This is a genomic window from Dyella sp. S184 (genome assembly GCF_009766065.1).
In the GTDB taxonomy this organism is placed as follows: domain Bacteria; phylum Pseudomonadota; class Gammaproteobacteria; order Xanthomonadales; family Rhodanobacteraceae; genus Rhodanobacter.
On sequence record NZ_LMUE01000005.1, the window covers coordinates 345992 to 364458 of the forward strand.

An 18467-nucleotide genomic window follows, 5' to 3' on the forward strand; every position below is an offset into this window, starting at 1 on the left:
CGCAGGCCATGACGCCGGCTTGGCTGAGGCGGGCGCGCTTACGCCGGCGAAGGGGCAGCCGGCAAGGACTGGAATGGGTCGGCATGGTGAGGTGAGGCCTTCGGATACTGGTGCAATTTCACACGGTGCACCCTTTCGTGCGCCTGTCGGGCTCAATAAGGCGCAGGGGCATCCGCCGGCCGTGTCTTGAAGCGCTTGTGCACCCACAGATACTGTTCCGGCGCCTCGTGCACCATCTGCTCGATGCAGGCGTTGACGCGTGCCGTGTCGGCCAGCACATCCGTGCCCGGAAAGCCTTCCAGTGGTGCGCCCAGACGCAGGGCGTAGCCCTGGCCACCCGGCAGGCGGCGATGGAAGAACGGGATCACCACCGCGCCGGACATCCTGGCCAGGTGGTGGGTGGCGGTGATGGTAGCCGCCGGTATACCGAAGAACGGCACGAACACGCTGTCCTTGCTGCGCATGTCCTGGTCCGGCGCGTACCACAGCGTGCCGCCGCCGCGCAGGTGTTTCACCGTGCCGCGGATGTCGTCCTTGTCGAACATTGCCTCGGCGTAATGCAGGCGCGAGCGCAGCACGATCCACTCGAACACGGCTGAATCCATTTTCCGGTACATGCCGGAAATCCGGATGCGTTGCGAGACCAGCCGCGCGCACAGTTCCAGATGCGAGAAGTGGCCGCCCACCAGCAGCACGCCCTTGCCCTGCGCACGCGCGGCTTCCAGATGCTGCAGTCCCTCGATGCGGGTCGGGGTGCGCGCCATGCGCCGATCGCTGCCCATCCAGCCCAACGCGAACTCGACCATCATCAGGCCGATGTCGCGCAGGTTGGCATCGACCAGCCTGGCTTGTGCGGCCGCATCGAGTTCAGGGAAGCACAGCGCGATATTCGCTTCAGCGACATGCCGTCGTTGCGAGGGAACGCGCAGCACTAGCGCGCCGAGCCGGCGGCCGAGCCACAGCAGCGCGGCCTGCGGCAGTTGCGCGATCAGCCAGATCACGGCCACGCCGAACCATGCCGGCCAATGGCGCGGAGCAAGCAGCGAGCGGGTGAAGGTGGGGCGGGGCATGCCGGGCATCGTGCGTATTGTAGCGGGCCGCCTCGCATCAGGCCCATGCGGGCCGCTCTCGCTATACTCCTGCGTTGCCGGCAAGGATCGACCGTTGCGCTACCTCTATACCCTCGCGATGTTCCTGGTAACGCCCGTGCTGGTACTGCGCCTACTCGCGCGTGGGGTGCGTTCGCGACCGTATCCCCGGCGCTGGCCGGAGCGCTTCGGCTTCTTCCGGTCACCAGGCTTCAGCGGCAGTGTGTGGGTGCACGCCGTATCGGTCGGCGAGGTGAATGCGGCGGAGCCGTTGATCAAGGCATTGCGTCGGGATTATCCGGACGCGCCGCTGGTGATCACCACGATCACCCCGACCGGCACGGCCCGGGTGCATCAGCTGTTTGGCGACAGCGTGTTCCATGTTTACTTGCCGTACGACCTGCCGTTTTCAGTGAGCCGTTTCCTCAACCGGGTGCGGCCACGGCTGGCGCTTATCGTGGAAACCGAGATCTGGCCAAACCTGTATTTCGCCTGCCGCCGTCGCGGCATCCCGCTGATGATCGTCAACGCGCGATTGTCCGAGCGCTCGATGCGCGGCTACCGACCATTCCGTGCGCTGGCGCGCTCGGCGTTGCGCTGCGTACGCCAGATTGCCGCGCAGTCACGCACCGATGCTGCGCGTTATCGGCTGCTAGGCGCGGATCCGCAACAGATAGTGGTTACCGGCAACATGAAGTTCGACATGCTGATACCGGAGGGTGCGGTGGCTGATGGCGCGGCGATGCGCAATCACTGGGGACCGCGGCGGCCGGTCTGGATGGCGGCCAGCACGCACGAAGGCGAGGAACAGGCCGCACTCGAGGCGCATCTGCAGGTGCTCACGCGATTGCCGGATGCGTTGTTGTTGCTGGCGCCACGTCATCCGGAACGTTTCCGCCTGATCGAAAACTCGGTGCGCAGCCTGGGTTTTTCGGTGGGCACGCGTAGCGCCGACGGCACGCCGTCACCGTCGAACCAGGTGTTCGTGATCGATGCGATGGGTCAATTGATGCCGTTCTTTGCGGCGGCCGATGTGGCCTTCGTTGGCGGCAGTCTGGTGCCGATCGGCGGCCACAACGTGCTGGAGCCGGCAGCCTTGTCGATCCCGGTGCTGGTGGGGCCGCATACCTTCAACTTTGAAGAGATCACACGCAGCCTGATCCAGCAGGGCGGAGCCGAGCTGGTGAGGGACAGCAGTCAGCTCGGTCCCGACGTACTGCAACTGCTGCGCGATCCGGTTAAACGGGAACGCATGGGACTGGCAGCACAACAGGTTTTCGAACGCGAGCGTGGTGCCGTGCAGCGCATCATGCAGATGATCGATACCTTGCTGCAGGAATAGCCACAAAAAAATACGGCCGGGCGTGAGCCCGGCCGTATTCTGCAATGCGATCGGCGGTTGCGGTTTACTGCAGCAGCGCGTTGATCGTCTGGATGTCCTTCAGTTCGACCGTACCGGCAGACTGTAGGAGCAGCAGCTTGTTCAGCACGAACTGATGCCGGGCCTGCGAATAGGTGCTCTCCGAGGAAGTCAGCGTCTGGATCGCCAGCAGTACGTCGGTCATCGTCTGGGTACCCACCGAGAAGCCCGCGCGGGTTGCCTCCAACGCCTCCTGGCCCGATTGCACCGCAGCCTTGCCAGACTGCACCTGGGCGATGCCGGCGAGCACTGAGCGGTAGTAGTTCAAGGTGCTGGCCTTGATCTGGCGACGCGCGGATTCCATGGCATCCTGGGCAGCATCGCGCTGGTCGATCGACTGGCGTACCTGTGACTGGACGAGGCCGCCGGAGAAGATCGGCACGCTCAAGGTCAGCCCGATCGTGGTCGAGGCGGGCGTGTTCTGGTGGATATCGGCGTTCTGGTACCAGCTCGAACTCTTGCCGTAGGTGACGTTGGCGCTGATTGTCGGCAGGTGGCCCGCGCGGGCGGCGCTGATGTTGTGCTCGGCCGTCTCGACGTTGTCGCGCTGCGCGAGCAGGCTGGGATTGGACTCCAGCGCGGTCTTCACCCAGGCGTCGGCGTCGTTCGGTATCGGCGGATCGAGCGGCAGGTCGTTACGCAGCTTTTTCAGGTTGCCGGTCGGTTGGCCGGTGATCTGGCTCAGCGCCTCACGGTCGTTGTCGAGAGTGTTCTGGGCGACAATCGTCTGTGCCTTGGCGGCCTCGTAAGCGGCCTTGGCCTGATACGCGCCGGTGATCGCCGCCACGCCGACCTTGTACTGCTGGTCGGCCTGGTCGTACTGCCGCTTGAGGGCGTCTTCGTTGGCCTTGGCAAAGGTCAGCTCGTCCTCGTCGGTGAGGACGGTGAAGTAGGCGGTGGTGACGCGTACGAACAGGTCCTGCAGTGCCGCCTGGTAGGTCTGGTCCTGGGCATCCGCGGCCGAGTGGGCTGCCTTCAGGTTGGCGTACTTACTGAAGTCGAGCACGCTCTGGCTGAGCTGGCCGCTGATGTCGCGCGTACGGGTATGGCCGAAACCGCTGCTGTCGATGGTCTGGCCCGGGTTGTTCGGGTCCTCGATAATCTCGCTGCCGTCGCTCTTGGTCTGGCTGAAGGTCAATCCGGCCGAGACCTGCGGGAGCAACAGCGCGCGTGCCTGATCCACGCCTTCGCCGGTGGATAGTCGAGTGGCATCGGCCTGCGCCAGCACCGGATCATTGGCGCGCGCTTGCTGGTAGGCATCGAGCAGATCCTCGCCATGGCTTGGCAGCGAAATGGCGGCCATCGCCAGGGCCAGAGTGAGCAGCTTCAAACGCATGGGTTGCCTCGTGGGGATTCGGTCGGGGGCGTAGTTCAGAAGACGAACCGTTGGGGCGGTTCGGCATGAGTCAGGTATGGCAGGTCGGTTTCGAACAGCACTTCTTCGCGGTAGCGGCCCGCGCCTTCATGGGTCAGCAAGGTGGCGTGCTGCACCGGCGACTGCCCGTGCACAATCAACGCACGACCGCCGGGTTTGAGCCAGGTCAGCCAGCGCGCAGGAATCTCGGCTACCGCGCCGGTTACCACCAGCGCGTCGAACAGCCCCTGCGGTTGCCACGCGTTGACTGCTTCGCCGGTGATCAGGGTGGCGTTGGCAATGCCCGCGGCAAGCAGACGCTTGGTGGCTGCCGCGATGAAATCGGCGTGGATGTCGAGGCTCGTTACCTGGGCCGACAGCGTGGCCATGCAGGCGGTGAGAAAGCCCGAACCGGTGCCGATCTCCAGTACCTGATCGGTCGGCTGCAAGGCTAGCGCCTGCAGCACGCGGCCTTCCACCACCGGCTTCATCATCACCTCGCCGTGGCCCAGTGGCAGGCACAGGTCGGCAAAGGCCAGCTGGCGATGCGCGCTATCGACGAAATCCTCGCGATGCACGTGGCTGATGACATCCAGCACGCGGGCGTCCAGCACCTCCCACGGGCGCACCTGGTTTTCCACCATGTTCAGCCGTGCCTGCTCGAAGTTCATCGCCATCTGCTGGTGTCCCGTACGGATCGAAAAAGGTCAAAAAGGATAAGCGCTTGCGCCCGGTCCCACAACGATAACCTTCGACAACGACAAGCCTGCCGCTTGCGCGCCGGCCTACGTAGTGCCGGAAGTCATCGCAAGCGGTTGACGGCCGTCACCTGGCGCAAGGGTGCACATGAATGGCGTGCCTGAACCGAGCGGAAGGTAGCATTCTGGAAAATAATTGAACCGTCTCGTATAATAAAGTCTGGATTCCCATTTGTGAAGGTGCGGGCATGGTTACCAGCGCGCAAATCAGACCCCAGCAGGGCCCTGGTCGCCCGAAGGACATGGAAAAGCGTGCGGCGATCCTGGTCGCGGCCAAGGCATTATTCATCCGCAATGCGTTTGCAGGAACCAGCATGGATGCCATTGCGGCAGACGCTGGTGTGTCCAAGCTCACCGTGTACAGCCATTTTGGTGACAAGGACAATCTGTTCCGTGAGGTGATCCGCTCGCGCATCCAGGATCTGCTGCCGGAGGAGACTTATCTCTTCGACGCGCACGTCGATATCCGCGATACCTTGCTGCGGGTGGCGCTGACGCATGCCCATGTGGACTGCAATCCAGAAACCGTGGGTACCTTCCGCGCCATCCTCAGCGACTGCCGCCAGGGCAATCCGCGCTACGGCCGGCTGATCTGGGAAGAGGGCTCGACGCGCACGCATGGCTTGATGGAACGCCTGCTGACGCAGGCGGTTGACGCCGGCCAGCTGGAAATTGAGGACGTGCCGCGCGCCTGCGTGCAGTTCCTTACGCTGATCAAGGGCAACCTGATGATGCGTCAGATGTTCGGCTGTACCGATTGCCCCGAGAGCTATGCCCAGGAAATCGAGGCCACCGCGCGCGCCGGCGTCACCATGTTCCTGCGTGCCTATCGGCCGCGTTGAGCCGTGCACTCGCCGACTGCCCCGCTTCGTGCTTGAATAGCCCGGTTGAAGCGGGGGTGCCGGCGATAGTCGGCTGAGAGAGTCCCTTCGAACCTGATCCGGCTAATACCGGTGTAGGGAGCTTCGTCGCACGAGGTCAGCCATCGTGCGTCCGGCGCCCCCGCTTCTGTTGTTGCACGCGAGTTGCTCGCAAAAAAGCCGCACATCCAAGTGCGGACTTTTCAACAGAAGCCGGAGACATCCCGATGAATGCCCAGCCCTCCGATCTTGCGCGTGCCGCGCAGGAACTCTCCGAAGCCGTTGTTCGCCCGATCCCCGGGTCGCGCAAGATCCACGTACAGGGCAGCCGGTCCGACCTGCAGGTGCCGTTGCGCGAAATCTGCCAGGCGCAGACGCCGACCCTGTTCGGTGGCGAGAACAATCCGCCGATCACCGTCTACGACACTTCCGGTCCGTATACCGACCCGGACTATGCCGTCGATCTGGCCAGCGGCTTGCCGGCACTCCGCGCCGCGTGGATCGCCGAACGCGGCGACACCGAGCTGCTCGGAGGACTCAGTTCCGAATTTGGCCGCAAGCGTGCAGCGGATTCGAAGCTCGATGCGTTGCGCTTCACCGCCACGCGTGTGCCACGTCGTGCCAGGGCCGGCGCCAACGTGACGCAGATGCACTACGCCCGGCGCGGCATCATCACGCCGGAGATGGAATACATCGCGATCCGCGAGAACCAGAAGATCGAGGCGCTGCTCGGTAGTGCGCTGCTCGACCAGCATCCGGGCCAGTCGTTCGGCGCGGCGCTGCCCAAGCTGATCACGCCGGAGTTCGTGCGCGGTGAAGTGGCCCGCGGCCGCGCCATCATCCCGGCCAACATCAATCACCCGGAAAGCGAGCCGATGATCATCGGCCGCAACTTCCTCACCAAGATCAACGCGAACATCGGCAACAGTGCAGTGTCGTCGGGCATCGCCGAGGAAGTGGAGAAGCTGGTGTGGTCGATCCGCTGGGGTGCGGACAACGTGATGGACCTGTCCACCGGCAAGCACATCCACGAGACGCGCGAATGGATCATCCGCAACTCGCCGGTGCCGATCGGCACCGTGCCGATCTACCAGGCGCTGGAGAAGGTCGACGGCGTGGCCGAGAACCTCACCTGGGAAATCTATCGCGACACCCTGATCGAGCAGGCCGAGCAGGGCGTGGATTACTTCACCATCCATGCCGGCGTGCTGCTGCGCTTCGTGCCGCTGACCGCCAAGCGCGTCACCGGTATAGTCTCGCGCGGCGGCTCGATCATGGCCAAGTGGTGCCTGGCGCATCACAAGGAGAACTTTCTCTACACGCACTTCGAAGACATCTGCGAGATCATGAAGGCGTACGACGTGTCCTTCAGCCTCGGCGATGGCCTGCGCCCGGGCTGCATCGCGGACGCCAATGACGCGGCGCAGTTCGGCGAGCTGGATACGCTGGGCGAGCTGACCCAGATCGCCTGGAAGCACGACGTGCAGGTGATGATCGAAGGGCCCGGCCACGTGCCGATGCATCTGATCAAGGAAAACATGGATCGCCAGCTGGAGAAGTGCGGTGAAGCGCCGTTCTACACGCTGGGGCCGCTGACCACCGACATCGCACCGGGCTACGACCACATCACGTCTGCGATCGGCGCTGCGATGATCGGCTGGTTCGGTACCGCCATGCTCTGCTACGTGACGCCGAAGGAACACCTCGGCCTGCCGAACAAGCAGGACGTGCGCGACGGCATCATCGCCTACAAGATCGCCGCGCACGCGGCGGATCTGGCCAAAGGCCATCCGGGCGCGCAGGTGCGTGACAACGCGCTAAGCAAGGCACGCTTCGAATTCCGCTGGGACGATCAGTTCAACCTGGGTCTGGATCCGGAGAAGGCCAAGGAATTCCACGACGAGACGCTACCCAAGGACGCACACAAAAGTGCACACTTCTGCTCCATGTGTGGCCCGAAGTTCTGCTCGATGAAGATCACCCAGGATGTACGCGACTATGCCGCCGAACACGGCATGGGAGCCTTCGAGGTGATCGACGAGGGTATGGCAGGGAAGGCCGCCGAGTTTCGTGCCACGGGCAGCGAAATCTATCAACGCGAGTAAGGGCCACCGATGAAACTCTCAGTTCCGTTCGTCCAGTTGCCGCTGCATTTCGACGCTGAACGGCTGTCTGAGGAGGTGCGTGCTTTCGACAAATCCTGCTGGCGTCTGCATCCACAGAAGTTTCCCGGCAATTTTGCGTTGCCGCTGATTTCGGTGAACGGCAATCCCGACAATGACGCCATCAACGGCCCGATGCGGCCAACACCCTATCTCGAACAATGCCCTTACCTGACTCAGGTGCTGCATAGGATAGGTGCGGTGTGGGGACGCACGCGCCTGATGAAGCTGAGCGGTCACGCCGAGGTCACGCCGCACGCCGATGTCAGCTACTACTGGCGCGAGCGCACGCGCGTCCACGTACCGATTGTGACCAAGCCCACCGTTCGGTTCTTCTGCGGCGAAGCTGAAGTCAATATGGCAGCTGGTGAGTGCTGGATTTTCGATACTTGGCGCAGCCACAAGGTGATCAATGCCGACGAGGACGAACGGATCCACCTGGTAGCAGACACGGTCGGCAGTGAAGGATTCTGGGGTCTGGTCAATCGCGGTCGGGCGCCGGGGCAACCCGGCTTCGAAAGCTGGCGCGAAGAAGCTGTTGCAGCGACGCTCGAAGAATGTCCCACGCTGCTATATGAGTCAGTCAATGTGCCCGTGGTGATGACTCCATGGGAACTACAGGAGCATCTGGTCTTCCTTCTCGGGGACGTAAACCCCCACCAGTACCTGGCTACGGCGCAGCAAGTGGCAACGCAATTCATTACCAACTGGAAGATGCTGTGGGCGCAATACGGTACTGACCGCACGGGATGGCCGTTCTATCGCGAAGAGTTGAACGCATTCGCGCATGCCATGGAAAAGATCACGGCGCCGCTCATGCTAGTCAATGGCACAAAGGTCATGGACGCTCTGCGCCCCATGCTGCTGGACGTCGCTATCGCTGGTGCCGGCAAGGATCTCGGTGCCTACGAGCCGCGGCGGCCTGTGGTGTCCGGATCACGGCCTGCCGTGAATGATCGCGATAAAGTATTCGATCGCCCGGTGTTCATCGTCTCGTCGCCACGTTCGGGCTCGACCTTGCTGTTCGAAACATTGGCACAGGCTCCAGGTCTGTTCACCACCGGGCAGGAGAGTCATGGCTTGATCGAAGGCATCCAGGGGCTGCATCCAGCGCATCGGGACTATGAATCCAACCGGCTCGATGCGGCAGCAGTGACGCCAGTACGGATGAAAGAGTTGCGCGATCGCCTGCTTGCCAAATTGCGTGACAGAGAGGGACAGCCAGCATCGCAGAGGCCGATTCGTCTGCTGGAGAAAACCCCGAAGAACGCATTGCGCGTACCTTTTCTGGCAAAAATATTCCCGGAGGCGCAGTTCCTGTATCTGTACCGCGATCCACGCCAGACACTGAGCAGCATGATCGAGGCCTGGCAGTCTGGCCGTTTTCGCATGTACCCGGACCTCCCCGACTGGAATGGCCTGCCATGGTCGCTGCTGCTCGTGCCGGGCTGGCGTGAGCTGATCGGACGGCCACTGCAGGAGATCGTGGCAGCGCAGTGGGAGACCACCACGCGCATCCTGCTGGACGATCTCGAGGCGCTGGCGCCCGGTCGTTGCCATGTAGCACGATACGATGCCTTCCTCGCGGATCCGGCGGCTGAAGTGGCGCGACTATGCGGCGCGCTTGAACTCGAGTGGGATCGTTCGCTCGATGGGGTGCTCCCACTTTCCTGCCATACCGTCACCGAGCCCGCTTCCGACAAATGGCGGCGACATGAGGATCTGATCGAACAGGTCATTCCAGGCCTGCAGGCCACGCTCGATCGAGCCGAGCGGTTCATCGCACGCTGAACGATCAAACACGCTACAGGCAATAAACAGGTCGACCGTGGTGCCTGCTGCGATGGGAGCCAGGTTGAAGTGTTCTTCACCTGGCTTTTCCATGCGGATTCCTACGCTGCGTGGACTTTCGGCGGAAATACACGTCGATGCCCGTCCCCTCATCCCGCAGGAGCAAGCCATGGCCAAGACCAAGCCGTTCGTCAGCGACATCGAGAACATCCGCAAGCGCGCACGCAAGGACATCGAGAAGGGCGCGATGACCGCGGGCTACAGCGCCGACCGTGCCACCGTGGTCAAGCTGCTCAATCATGCGCTGGCGACCGAACTGGTCTGCGTGCTGCGCTACAAGTACCACTACTACATGGCGTCGGGCATCAACTCGCAAAGCGTCAAGGCCGAATTCCTGGAACATGCAAACGAGGAGCAGGGTCACGCCGACCTGATCGCCGAGCGCATCACCCAGCTCGATGGCAAGCCGAACCTGTCGCCGGAAGGCATGCTCAGCCGCAGTCATGCCGACTATGTCGAGGGCGAAGATCTGGTCGACATGATCAAGGAAGACCTGGTCGCCGAGCGCATCGCGATCGACAGCTACCGCGAGATCATCGATTACATCGGTACCGATGATTCGACCACGCGGCGCATGCTGGAAGGCATTCTGGCGATGGAAGAAGAACACGCCGAAGACATGAACACGCTGCTGGAGCAGCTGGGCAAGAAGGGTGAGCCAGCCAAGCCGGCGCCCGGCAAGAAGTCGGCTGGCAGCAAGCACGACTGAGTTTCTTCGTGGATGGTGCGTATGCGCACCATCCACCAGTCACATATCACCAGCCAGCCAGTGTGAGTTTGCCGATACTGGTGCCTGATTCAAGCCGACGATGTGCCTCACGCAAGTTGGCAGCGTTGATCGGTGTCAGTGTTTCGGTGCGAGTACTGCGTAGTTCGCCGGCATCAAACAATGCAGCCACGCGCTCGAGAATGCGCCCCTGCTCGGCCTGATCTGGCGTCTTGAAGCGCGGACGGGCGAACATCATTTCCCAGTGGATGCCGATGCACTTGGCCTTGTACGGGTCGCCGATCTTCAGCATGCCGCTGGGTTCCACGATCAGGCCGACATGGCCTTGCGGCGCCAGCAACTCGCCCAGGGTTTCCCAGTAACGATCGGTGTCGGCGAGATTGATCGCGGCATCGATCTGCGTGAAGCCCAACGCCGCCAGTTGCGGCGCCAGCGGCTCACGATGATTGATAACATGCTGCGCGCCCATCGTGCGGCACCATTCGATGGTCTCGGGACGCGAGGCCGTGGCGATCACTGTAAAGCCGGCGCGCCGCGCCAGCTGTATCGCGATCGAGCCGACACCACCGGCACCAGCGATGACAAGCAACGACTTGCCTTCGCCACCATGCTCGCTGTCGAACGGCATGCGCTGGAACAGCAGCTCCCATACGGTGATCGCCGTCAGCGGCAGCGCCGCCGCATCGGCAAGATCCAGCGATTGTGGTGCATGGCCGACCAAGCATGCATCGACCAACTGGTACTCGGCATTGCTGCCGGCGCGGGTGACATCACCGGCGTAGTACACGCGGTCGCCCGGTTTGAACCCGGTGACCGACTCGCCGATCGCTTCGACCGTACCGGCCGCGTCATAGCCGAGCACTTTCGGCTGCGCTTCGACCTGCGGCTTGGGCGAGCGGATCTTGGTGTCGACCGGATTCACCGAGACGGCTTCGACGCGCACCAGCAAATCGTGTGCGCTGGCAACCGGTCTGGGTAGTTCGACATCGACGAGGGATTCCGGGTCGTCGATCGGCAGATAACGGGTGAGGGCGACGGCTTTCATGGGGACTCCCGGGTAATGCATGGCTTGCATGATGGGACGATTCAGACGGCCGGCGGATTGCGCTCGGCGAACTGCCCATTCCAATACGGGTAGTAAGGATAAGGCGGCGTGACGGCGCTGGCGGCATCGAGCTGTGCGACCTGTTCGCGGCTGAGATTCCAGCCGACCGCCTCGAGATTCTGGCGCAGTTGTTGCTCATTGCGCGCGCCGATCAGCACGGTCGACACCGTCGGCCGCTGCAGCAGCCAGTTCAACGCGACCTGCGGCACTCTCTTGCCGGTTTCGGCGGCGACCGCATCAAGTGCATCGACCACGCGATACAGCCGTTCCTCATCCACCGGCGGTGCGAAGCTGGCGGTATCGTGCAGGCGGCTGCCTTCGGGCAGTGGCTGGCCGCGACGGATCTTGCCGGTGAGGCGGCCCCAGCCGAGCGGACTCCATACCACCGCGCCGACGCCCTGATCGAGGCCGAACGGCATCAGCTCCCACTCGTAGTCGCGGCCGATCAACGAGTAATAGGTCTGGTTCGCCACGAAGCGCGAGTAACCGTGCTTGTCGGCCGCCGCCTGCGACTTCATCAGCTGCCAGCCGGAGAAGTTCGACGCGCCGAGGTAACGTACCTTGCCGATGCGCACCAGATCGTCCAGCGTCGACATCACGCTTTCCACCGGCGTCATTGCGTCGAAGTGGTGCAGTTGCAGCAGGTCGATATAGTCGGTGCCGAGCCGCTTCAGTGCACGCTCCACGCCGCTGATCAGGTGATGGCGCGAGGCGCCCACATCGTTCGGGCCATCACCTGCGCGCAAGGTGAGCTTGGTCGAGATGATCGCCTGCTCGCGCCGGCCCTTCAGTGCCGCGCCGAGGATCGACTCCGACGCGCCATCCGAATAGACGTCCGCGGTATCGAACAAATTCACGCCAGCCTCGAGACAGATATCGATCAGCCGCTTCGCCTCCTCGATATCGGTGTTGCCCCAAGCGCTGAACAGCGGTCCCTTGCCGCCGAACGTGCCGGCACCGAAGCCGAGCGCGGGTACCTTGAAGCCGGAGTTGCCGAGATAACGGTATTCCATGAAAGAGGTCCTTGCGAAAGTCAGAGAACGGTTTCGGCGCAGGCCACGGCGGGTAGACGCCGCGGCAGCCGGGTATCCAGTCGGACGCTCCACAGCGCCACGACGAGGCCGAGCACCGGCAGCAGGGCCGCAACCCATGTCACCGCGCCCAAGCCCGGCCCGTGGCTGATCACCACACCGCCCAGCCAAGCACCGATCGCGTTTCCGAGATTAAACGCGGCGATGTTGAAGCTCGACGCCAGCACCTGGCCGCCAGTGGCCTTCTGCAATACGCGCAACTGCAGCGGTGCCACGGTGGCGAATGCGGCGACGCCGAGCAGGCCGCTGAAGGCGATCATCGCCGGCTTGCTGTGCAGTGCGAAGGTCATCGTGCCGAGCACGATCGCCAATGCCGCCAGCGAGCCCAACAGGGTTGCCACCAGTCGTTTGTCGGCTAGACGGCCACCGAGCAGGTTGCCGATCACCATGCCGCCGCCGAATACCAGCAGGATCGGCGACACCGCAGAGTCGGTGAAGCCAGTGACGCGGGTCAGGATCGGCTGGATATAGGTGAACACCGTGAACACGCCGGCGAAGCCGAGCACGGTCATCAGCAGCCCGAGCAGCACCTGCGGATGCGCGATGCCTTTCAGTTCCTCGACGAACTTCATCGGTGCGCTTTCGCCGCGGTCGGCCGGCACCAGCGTGGCGATGATCATGGTGGCGAGCACGCCGATTGCGCTGACTGCCCAGAACGTTGCGCGCCAGCCGAAGTGCAGGCCCAGCCAGGCACCAGCGGGCACGCCGAGCAGGGTCGCCACGGTGAGGCCGGTGAACATGATCGAGATCGCCGAGGCCTTGCGATCCTCCGCCACCAGTCCGGTCGCCACCACCGCGCCGACGCCGAAGAAGGTGCCGTGGGCCAGTGAAGTGATCACCCGAGCGAGCATCAGCACGCCGTAGCTTGGCGCCAACGCGCTGGCCAGGTTGCCGATGGTGAAGATCACCATCAACGCGATCAGCGCGGTCTTGTGCGGCAACCGGCTGGTGGCCGCTGTGAGCAGGGGCGCGCCGACAAACACACCCAGCGCATAGCCGGAGATCAGCAGGCCGGCCGCGGCGATGCTGACGTGCAGGTCGGCGGATACCTGCAACAGCAGCCCCATGATCACGAATTCGGTGGTGCCGATGCCGAACGCGCCTGCGGTCAGCGCGTACAGCGCCAACGGCGTGCGTGCTCGAGTGATGGCGATGGTGGGCATGACAACAATCCGGGCAGAAGTGATTCGTCAGCTTAGGCAGTTGCCTTTTCCTCAAAAACCACCAAGATGACTAATCATTATCAACAAATGATTGAAAGTTATGGATCGTGTCGGCGACCTCAGCCTGTTTCTGCGCGTACTCGACCTGGGTTCGATCAGTGCGGCTGCACGCAGCATGGACCTGTCGGTTGCGGTGGCCAGCCAGCGCCTGAAGCGGCTGGAGCGCGACCTCGGTGTGCGGCTGTTGCATCGAACCACGCGCCAGCTGCACGCCACGCCGGAAGGCACCGCGCTGGCCGAACAGGGCCGCGCCCTGGTGGAGGATCTGGAAGCGCTGACCGGCGGCCTGCGCCAAGGCGCCACCGAGGTTACCGGTACCTTGCGGGTCACCATGTCGGCCTCGTTCGGCCGCCAATACGTCTCGCCGTTGCTCCCGGAATTCCTAGCCCTGCATCCGCGGGTGAAGCTCAGCGTCAACCTCAACGACCAGATGCTGGATCTGGTGGCCTCCGGTTTCGATCTGGCGATACGCGTCGGTGCGCTGGGTGACTCCGGTCTGGTGGCGCGCAAGCTGGCGGCCAATCGGCGCGTGCTGTGTGCGTCACCGGATTACCTGCGCCAGCACGGCACGCCGCGCACGCCGGCGGATCTGGCCGAGCACGACTGCCTGTTGCTGGTCGGCAGTCAGGGGCGACAGGATGTATGGCATTTCGGCGATGGCAAGGGCGGCGAAATCGCCCAGCGCGTGCACGGTCGCTTCGAGAGCAATCTGGGCGAACTGCTGCGGGATGCTGTCGTGGCCGGGCTTGGCATCGCCTTGCATTCGGTCTGGCACGTGCATGAAGAACTACGTGCGAAGCGGCTGCACGTCGTGCTACCGGATTATCCGATCGCGGAAACCGGTATCTACGCGGTGATGCCGCAGCGCCGGCTGGTGCCGCCGCGGGTGCGCGCCTTCGTCGATTTTCTGGCCGAACGGCTGGGCGAGGTTCCGCCGTGGGAGCGGACGCGCCACCGCTGAAGGTGGCACGCCATCGATCATCAATCAGGCCTTAAGCCTTGGTGGGCTGGCTCGCCAGGTAACGCTCGACGCCGGCCACGATCTCGGCCTTCGCCTCGTCGGCGCCGACCCAGCCTTCAATCTTCACCCACTTGCCCTTCTCCAGATCCTTGTAGTGCTCGAAGAAGTGGCCGATGCGCTCCAGCCAGTGCGGCGAGACGCCCTTCATGTCGGTGATATGTGCATAGCCCGGGAAGATCTTCGGTGCGGGCAGCACGATCAACTTCTCGTCACTGCCGGCCTCGTCGGACATCTTCAGCATGCCGACCGGAATGCAGCGGATCACCGAACCGGGGATCAGCGACAGCGGTAGGATCACCAGTGCGTCCAGCGGATCGCCGTCGCCACCGAGCGTGCCCGGCACGTAGCCGTAGTTGCACGGGTAACGCATCGGGGTGGACAGGATGCGGTCGACGAAGATCGCGCCGCTTTCCTTCTCCACCTCGTACTTGATCGGCTCGGCATCCTTGGGGATTTCGATGATGACGTTGATTTCGTCCGGCACGTTGCGACCGGCGGGGACAAGATGCAGACCCATGGGATGTCCTTGCACTGATGAGAAAGTTGGCCAGCAAGGATACGCCAAACGCTGCTGCGGCGCAGCAATGGCCGCATCAGGCGTGGCCTGGACTCACGCCTGTCGCTGACCGCGGTAGGGCCGTTCGCGCAGCCATTTGGTGGCAATCCATTTCTCGCCGCGCAGTACCGACAGGCCGGCATGCAGCGAACTGTGGTCGCCGCCTTCATAGGCGAAGTAGACGGCCGAGCCGCGTCGTGCGGTGACCGTCAGGCCAATCTCGGGGAAGGCGGTGCCGCCACCTTGTTCGGGCGTGTTCAGATACATCACCACGCTGGCAATGCGTTGACCGCCGACGGCTGTCACCGCGCCGAAGCCAGGCAGTTCGGGATCGAACCAGTCGTAATGCGGTTCGTATTCCTGGCCGGGCAGGTAATGCAGAATCTGCAGGCCTTCGCCGTGATTCACCGGTACGTCGAGCAAGGCCGCCAGGCGTTGCTCGATCCGGCCGATCAGCGGCAGTTCGTTCAAGGTGAAGAACATGCCTTCGCTGGTGCGGCGATGATCCACCTGATTCTTGCCGTCGCTGTCCACCGTGAGCGCGCGTTGCAGCCGTGGCTGGGCCAGCTCGATCAGTTCAATGCATTCCTGCTCGGTGAGGATGCCTTCCAGCACGCGCAGCATCGGCGTATCCACGCTGAGCGAAACGTGGATGGTGTGGCCGTCGATGGTAACGTCGGGCGCCTCGGGGTGCTTTGTACGCAGTCCTGGCGGTGCCGTCTTGTCGGCGCTGGCGAGCAACGCGGCCAGCGGCAGCTTCAGTACCTCGGCGACGATGCTGCGGCTCTGCCGCGGATCGTAGCCGTTCTCTTTCATCAGTCGCAGCACGTCCGGCACACCATGCCCGGCACGGGTCGTGGCGAGAATCCATTCGCGCAGTTCGGGGCTGATCGTGATGCGTGGGTGCATGGCGGTGTGTGTGTGGTTCAGTGACCCAGAAGGTTACTTCACGTGCCGGCGCCGGCGAAGCCCATCGAACATCCAAATAACGCGAGCCGGCAAGAGCCGGCTCGCGGATATTGCAATGACCGCGGGAGTCGTCTTATTTCAACTGGTCCCACAGGAAATCGTAGGCCAGTGCGTGCATCAACGCGGCCTGCTTGTTGTCGGCGCCGGCGCCATGGCCACCTTCGAGGTTCTCGTAGAACCACACGTTCGGGATGCCCATTGCCTGCATCTTCGCGGCCATCTTGCGTGCCTGCACCGGGCCGACGCGGTCGTCGCTGGTGGTGGTATAGAACAGCACGGGCGGGTAGTGCGCGTCCTTGTGCAGGTTCTGATAAGGCGAGAAGGTCTTGATGAAGTTCCAGTCCGCGGTATCCGGATCGCCGTATTCGGCCATCCACGATGCACCAGCGGACAGGTGGGTGTAGCGCTTCATGTCGAGCAACGGCACTTCGCAGGCGATCGCGCCGAACAGCTGCGGATACATCGTCAGCATGTTGCCCATCAGCAGGCCGCCATTGCTGCCGCCTTCGGCACCCAGGTGCTTGGCCGAAGTCACGCCGCGCTTGACCAGATCCTCGGCGACAGCCGCAAAATCTTCATACGCACGCGGACGATTCGCCTTCAGTGCGGCCTGGTGCCACTGCGGGCCGTATTCGCCACCGCCGCGGATGTTCGCAACCACGTACACGCCGCCACGATCCAGCCACGCGCGGCCGATGCTGCCGCTGTAGTGCGGTTGCAGCGAGACTTCGAAGCCACCGTAGCCGTAAAGCAGGGTGCGGTTGGAGCCATCCAGCTTCATGTCCTTCGGCGCGATCTCGAAGTAAGGCACGCGGGTGCCGTCCTTCGAGCTGACGAAATGCTGGCTGACCACAAACTTCGAGGCGTCAAAGAACGTCGGGTCCTGCTTGATCGTTTCAGCCGGCACGCTGCCCAGCACGCCGCGCTGCAGGGATGAAGGTGTAAGGAAACCGGTGACGCCGAGCCAGTATTCGTCGCTGTGGTCCGGGTCAGTGTCGACCACGCTGATCGTGCTCATCGCCGGTGCGCCCGGCATCGCCTCGCGCTTCCAGTCGCCGGCACTTTGCGGTGTCAACACTTCCACGCGGCTCTTGACGTCGTCCAGCACGTCGAGGATCAGGTGATGCTGGGTCCAGTCGTACGAAGCCAGCGAGGTGTGTGCATCCGGCTTGAACAGCACGGTGAAATGTGACTTGCCGGCCATGAAGTCATTGAACTTGGTCGCCAGCAATGCACCGGACGGATAGGTGGTTCCGCCGATCGTCCACGGCGAACGTGTCTGCACCAGCAACCATTCGCGATGGGCGTCGGCACTGGCATCGGTCGGCACGTTGACGCGGATCAGCTTGTCGCCGATGCGTTGGTACATCTCGCTGTGGAAGAAGTCCTTGGCGACGGAAACGAAGTCGCGCTCGTAGCCCGGCGTGCGGTCATGCGAGGCGCTGACGGCGAGGTCGGTCGACTTGCCGGCATACACCGTGGCGGCTGCAGTCAGTGGCGTGCCGCGCTTCCATTCCTTGACGATGCGCGGATAGCTCGATTCGGTCATCGTGCCAGGGCCGAAGTCGGTGCCGACGTAGATCGTGTTGTCATCGATCCAGCTGGCATCGGTCTTCGCCACCGGCAGCTCGAAGCCGCCCTTGACGAAGGATTTGCTGGGAATATCGAATTCGCGCACGGTCACCGCATCACCGCCATCGGGCGACAGCGAAATCAGGCAGCGATCGTAGTTCGGCTTCAGGCATTGCACGCCCTTGAACACCCAGCGCTTGTTCTCGGCCTTGTTCAACGCGTCGATGTCCAGCACGACGTCCCACTGCGGCTCGGCCTTGCGGTACTCGGCCAGCGTGGTACGCCGCCAGATACCGCGCGGATGCGCCTTGTCGCGCCAGAAGTTGTAGAGGTAGTCGCCCATGCGGCCGACTTCGGGAATGCGTGCGTCCGAGTCGAGCACTTCGAGGATGCTGTCGCGGGTCTTGACGAACTCGGCGTTGTCGACGAACTGCTTCGTCGTTACCGCGTTTTCCTGTTTCACCCAGTCCATCGAACGGGTGCCGCGGATGTCTTCCAGCCACAGGTACGGGTCGTCGGTCACCTGGGTGTCCGTGGGTGTCTTGGCGGGTTTGTCGTTCTGGGCATTGGCGTTATTCATGCCCGTCAGTGTGACGCCGAGTGCCAGCATCAGCCAGACCGATTTCATCGTGTGCCCCTCGTGTGCGAATGGACGTGTATGGATACGGCGGACATGGCCCGCGGCCGATCGAGCGTAACTGCCCGATCAT

The 18467-nt window shown here is 63.2% G+C and carries 15 protein-coding genes and 1 riboswitch; of the genes, 6 read left to right on the forward strand and 9 right to left on the reverse strand.

Annotated features, from left to right (window positions below; all coding sequences use genetic code 11):
- Positions 1-152: 152 nt before the first annotated feature.
- Complete coding sequence (gene lpxL / locus GSQ75_RS11440) at positions 153-1070, reverse strand: LpxL/LpxP family Kdo(2)-lipid IV(A) lauroyl/palmitoleoyl acyltransferase (RefSeq protein WP_158754999.1); 918 nt, start codon at positions 1068-1070, stop codon at positions 153-155.
- Between the two features lie 94 nt (positions 1071-1164).
- Here lpxL and waaA point away from each other — a divergent pair, with 94 nt between their 5' ends.
- Entirely contained in the window at positions 1165-2430 is a 1266-nt protein-coding gene (gene waaA, locus GSQ75_RS11445; RefSeq protein ID WP_158755000.1) for a lipid IV(A) 3-deoxy-D-manno-octulosonic acid transferase, read from the forward strand.
- Between the two features lie 64 nt (positions 2431-2494).
- Here waaA and GSQ75_RS11450 read toward each other — a convergent pair whose 3' ends face one another.
- Entirely contained in the window at positions 2495-3844 is a 1350-nt protein-coding gene (locus GSQ75_RS11450) for a TolC family outer membrane protein (RefSeq protein WP_158755001.1), read from the reverse strand.
- Between the two features lie 35 nt (positions 3845-3879).
- Positions 3880-4539 (reverse strand): protein-L-isoaspartate O-methyltransferase, encoded by a 660-nt coding sequence (locus tag GSQ75_RS11455; protein WP_158755002.1) that lies wholly within the window; start codon positions 4537-4539, stop codon positions 3880-3882.
- A gap of 323 nt (positions 4540-4862) precedes the next feature.
- Between GSQ75_RS11455 and GSQ75_RS11460 the strand changes: the two genes are divergently transcribed.
- The 4 genes from GSQ75_RS11460 (at position 4863) to GSQ75_RS11475 (ending at position 10202) form a co-directional block, all read left to right on the forward strand.
- Positions 4863-5462 (forward strand): TetR/AcrR family transcriptional regulator, encoded by a 600-nt coding sequence (locus GSQ75_RS11460; protein WP_254058546.1) that lies wholly within the window; start codon positions 4863-4865, stop codon positions 5460-5462.
- A gap of 42 nt (positions 5463-5504) precedes the next feature.
- Positions 5505-5599: riboswitch (TPP riboswitch) on the forward strand.
- A 108-nt stretch (positions 5600-5707) separates the two neighbouring features.
- Positions 5708-7585, forward strand: a complete 1878-nt coding sequence (gene thiC / locus GSQ75_RS11465; RefSeq protein WP_158755004.1) for a phosphomethylpyrimidine synthase ThiC — start codon at positions 5708-5710, stop codon at positions 7583-7585.
- 9 nt (positions 7586-7594) lie between these two features.
- The gene (locus GSQ75_RS11470; RefSeq protein ID WP_158755005.1) at positions 7595-9433 is read left to right on the forward strand and encodes a sulfotransferase; all 1839 of its coding nucleotides are present in this window, start codon (positions 7595-7597) and stop codon (positions 9431-9433) included.
- Positions 9434-9602: 169 nt separating this feature from the next.
- Positions 9603-10202: a DUF892 family protein gene (locus tag GSQ75_RS11475; RefSeq protein WP_158755006.1), complete on the forward strand. Its 600-nt coding sequence runs from the start codon at positions 9603-9605 to the stop codon at positions 10200-10202.
- A 46-nt stretch (positions 10203-10248) separates the two neighbouring features.
- On the opposite strand, the gene GSQ75_RS11480 is transcribed toward GSQ75_RS11475, so the two are convergent.
- Genes GSQ75_RS11480 through GSQ75_RS11490 form a run of 3 tightly spaced genes read right to left on the reverse strand, consistent with a single transcriptional unit; the run spans position 10249 to position 13579 of the window.
- Positions 10249-11265, reverse strand: a complete 1017-nt coding sequence (locus GSQ75_RS11480; protein ID WP_158755007.1) for a zinc-binding alcohol dehydrogenase family protein — start codon at positions 11263-11265, stop codon at positions 10249-10251.
- Positions 11266-11306: 41 nt separating this feature from the next.
- Positions 11307-12338, reverse strand: a complete 1032-nt coding sequence (locus tag GSQ75_RS11485; RefSeq protein ID WP_158755008.1) for an aldo/keto reductase — start codon at positions 12336-12338, stop codon at positions 11307-11309.
- A 20-nt stretch (positions 12339-12358) separates the two neighbouring features.
- Positions 12359-13579: an MFS transporter gene (locus GSQ75_RS11490; protein WP_158755009.1), complete on the reverse strand. Its 1221-nt coding sequence runs from the start codon at positions 13577-13579 to the stop codon at positions 12359-12361.
- A 100-nt stretch (positions 13580-13679) separates the two neighbouring features.
- On the opposite strand from GSQ75_RS11490, the gene GSQ75_RS11495 reads away from it, so the two are divergent.
- Complete coding sequence (locus GSQ75_RS11495; RefSeq protein ID WP_158755010.1) at positions 13680-14600, forward strand: LysR family transcriptional regulator; 921 nt, start codon at positions 13680-13682, stop codon at positions 14598-14600.
- Between the two features lie 31 nt (positions 14601-14631).
- On the opposite strand, the gene ppa is transcribed toward GSQ75_RS11495, so the two are convergent.
- The 3 genes from ppa to GSQ75_RS11510 form a co-directional block, all read right to left on the reverse strand.
- A complete protein-coding gene (gene ppa, locus GSQ75_RS11500) occupies positions 14632-15177 on the reverse strand; it encodes an inorganic diphosphatase (RefSeq protein WP_158755011.1) in 546 nt (181 codons plus the stop codon).
- A gap of 93 nt (positions 15178-15270) precedes the next feature.
- The gene (locus tag GSQ75_RS11505; RefSeq protein ID WP_158755012.1) at positions 15271-16125 is read right to left on the reverse strand and encodes a 2OG-Fe(II) oxygenase; all 855 of its coding nucleotides are present in this window, start codon (positions 16123-16125) and stop codon (positions 15271-15273) included.
- A 133-nt stretch (positions 16126-16258) separates the two neighbouring features.
- Positions 16259-18385 (reverse strand): prolyl oligopeptidase family serine peptidase, encoded by a 2127-nt coding sequence (locus GSQ75_RS11510; protein WP_158755013.1) that lies wholly within the window; start codon positions 18383-18385, stop codon positions 16259-16261.
- Positions 18386-18467: the final 82 nt, after the last annotated feature.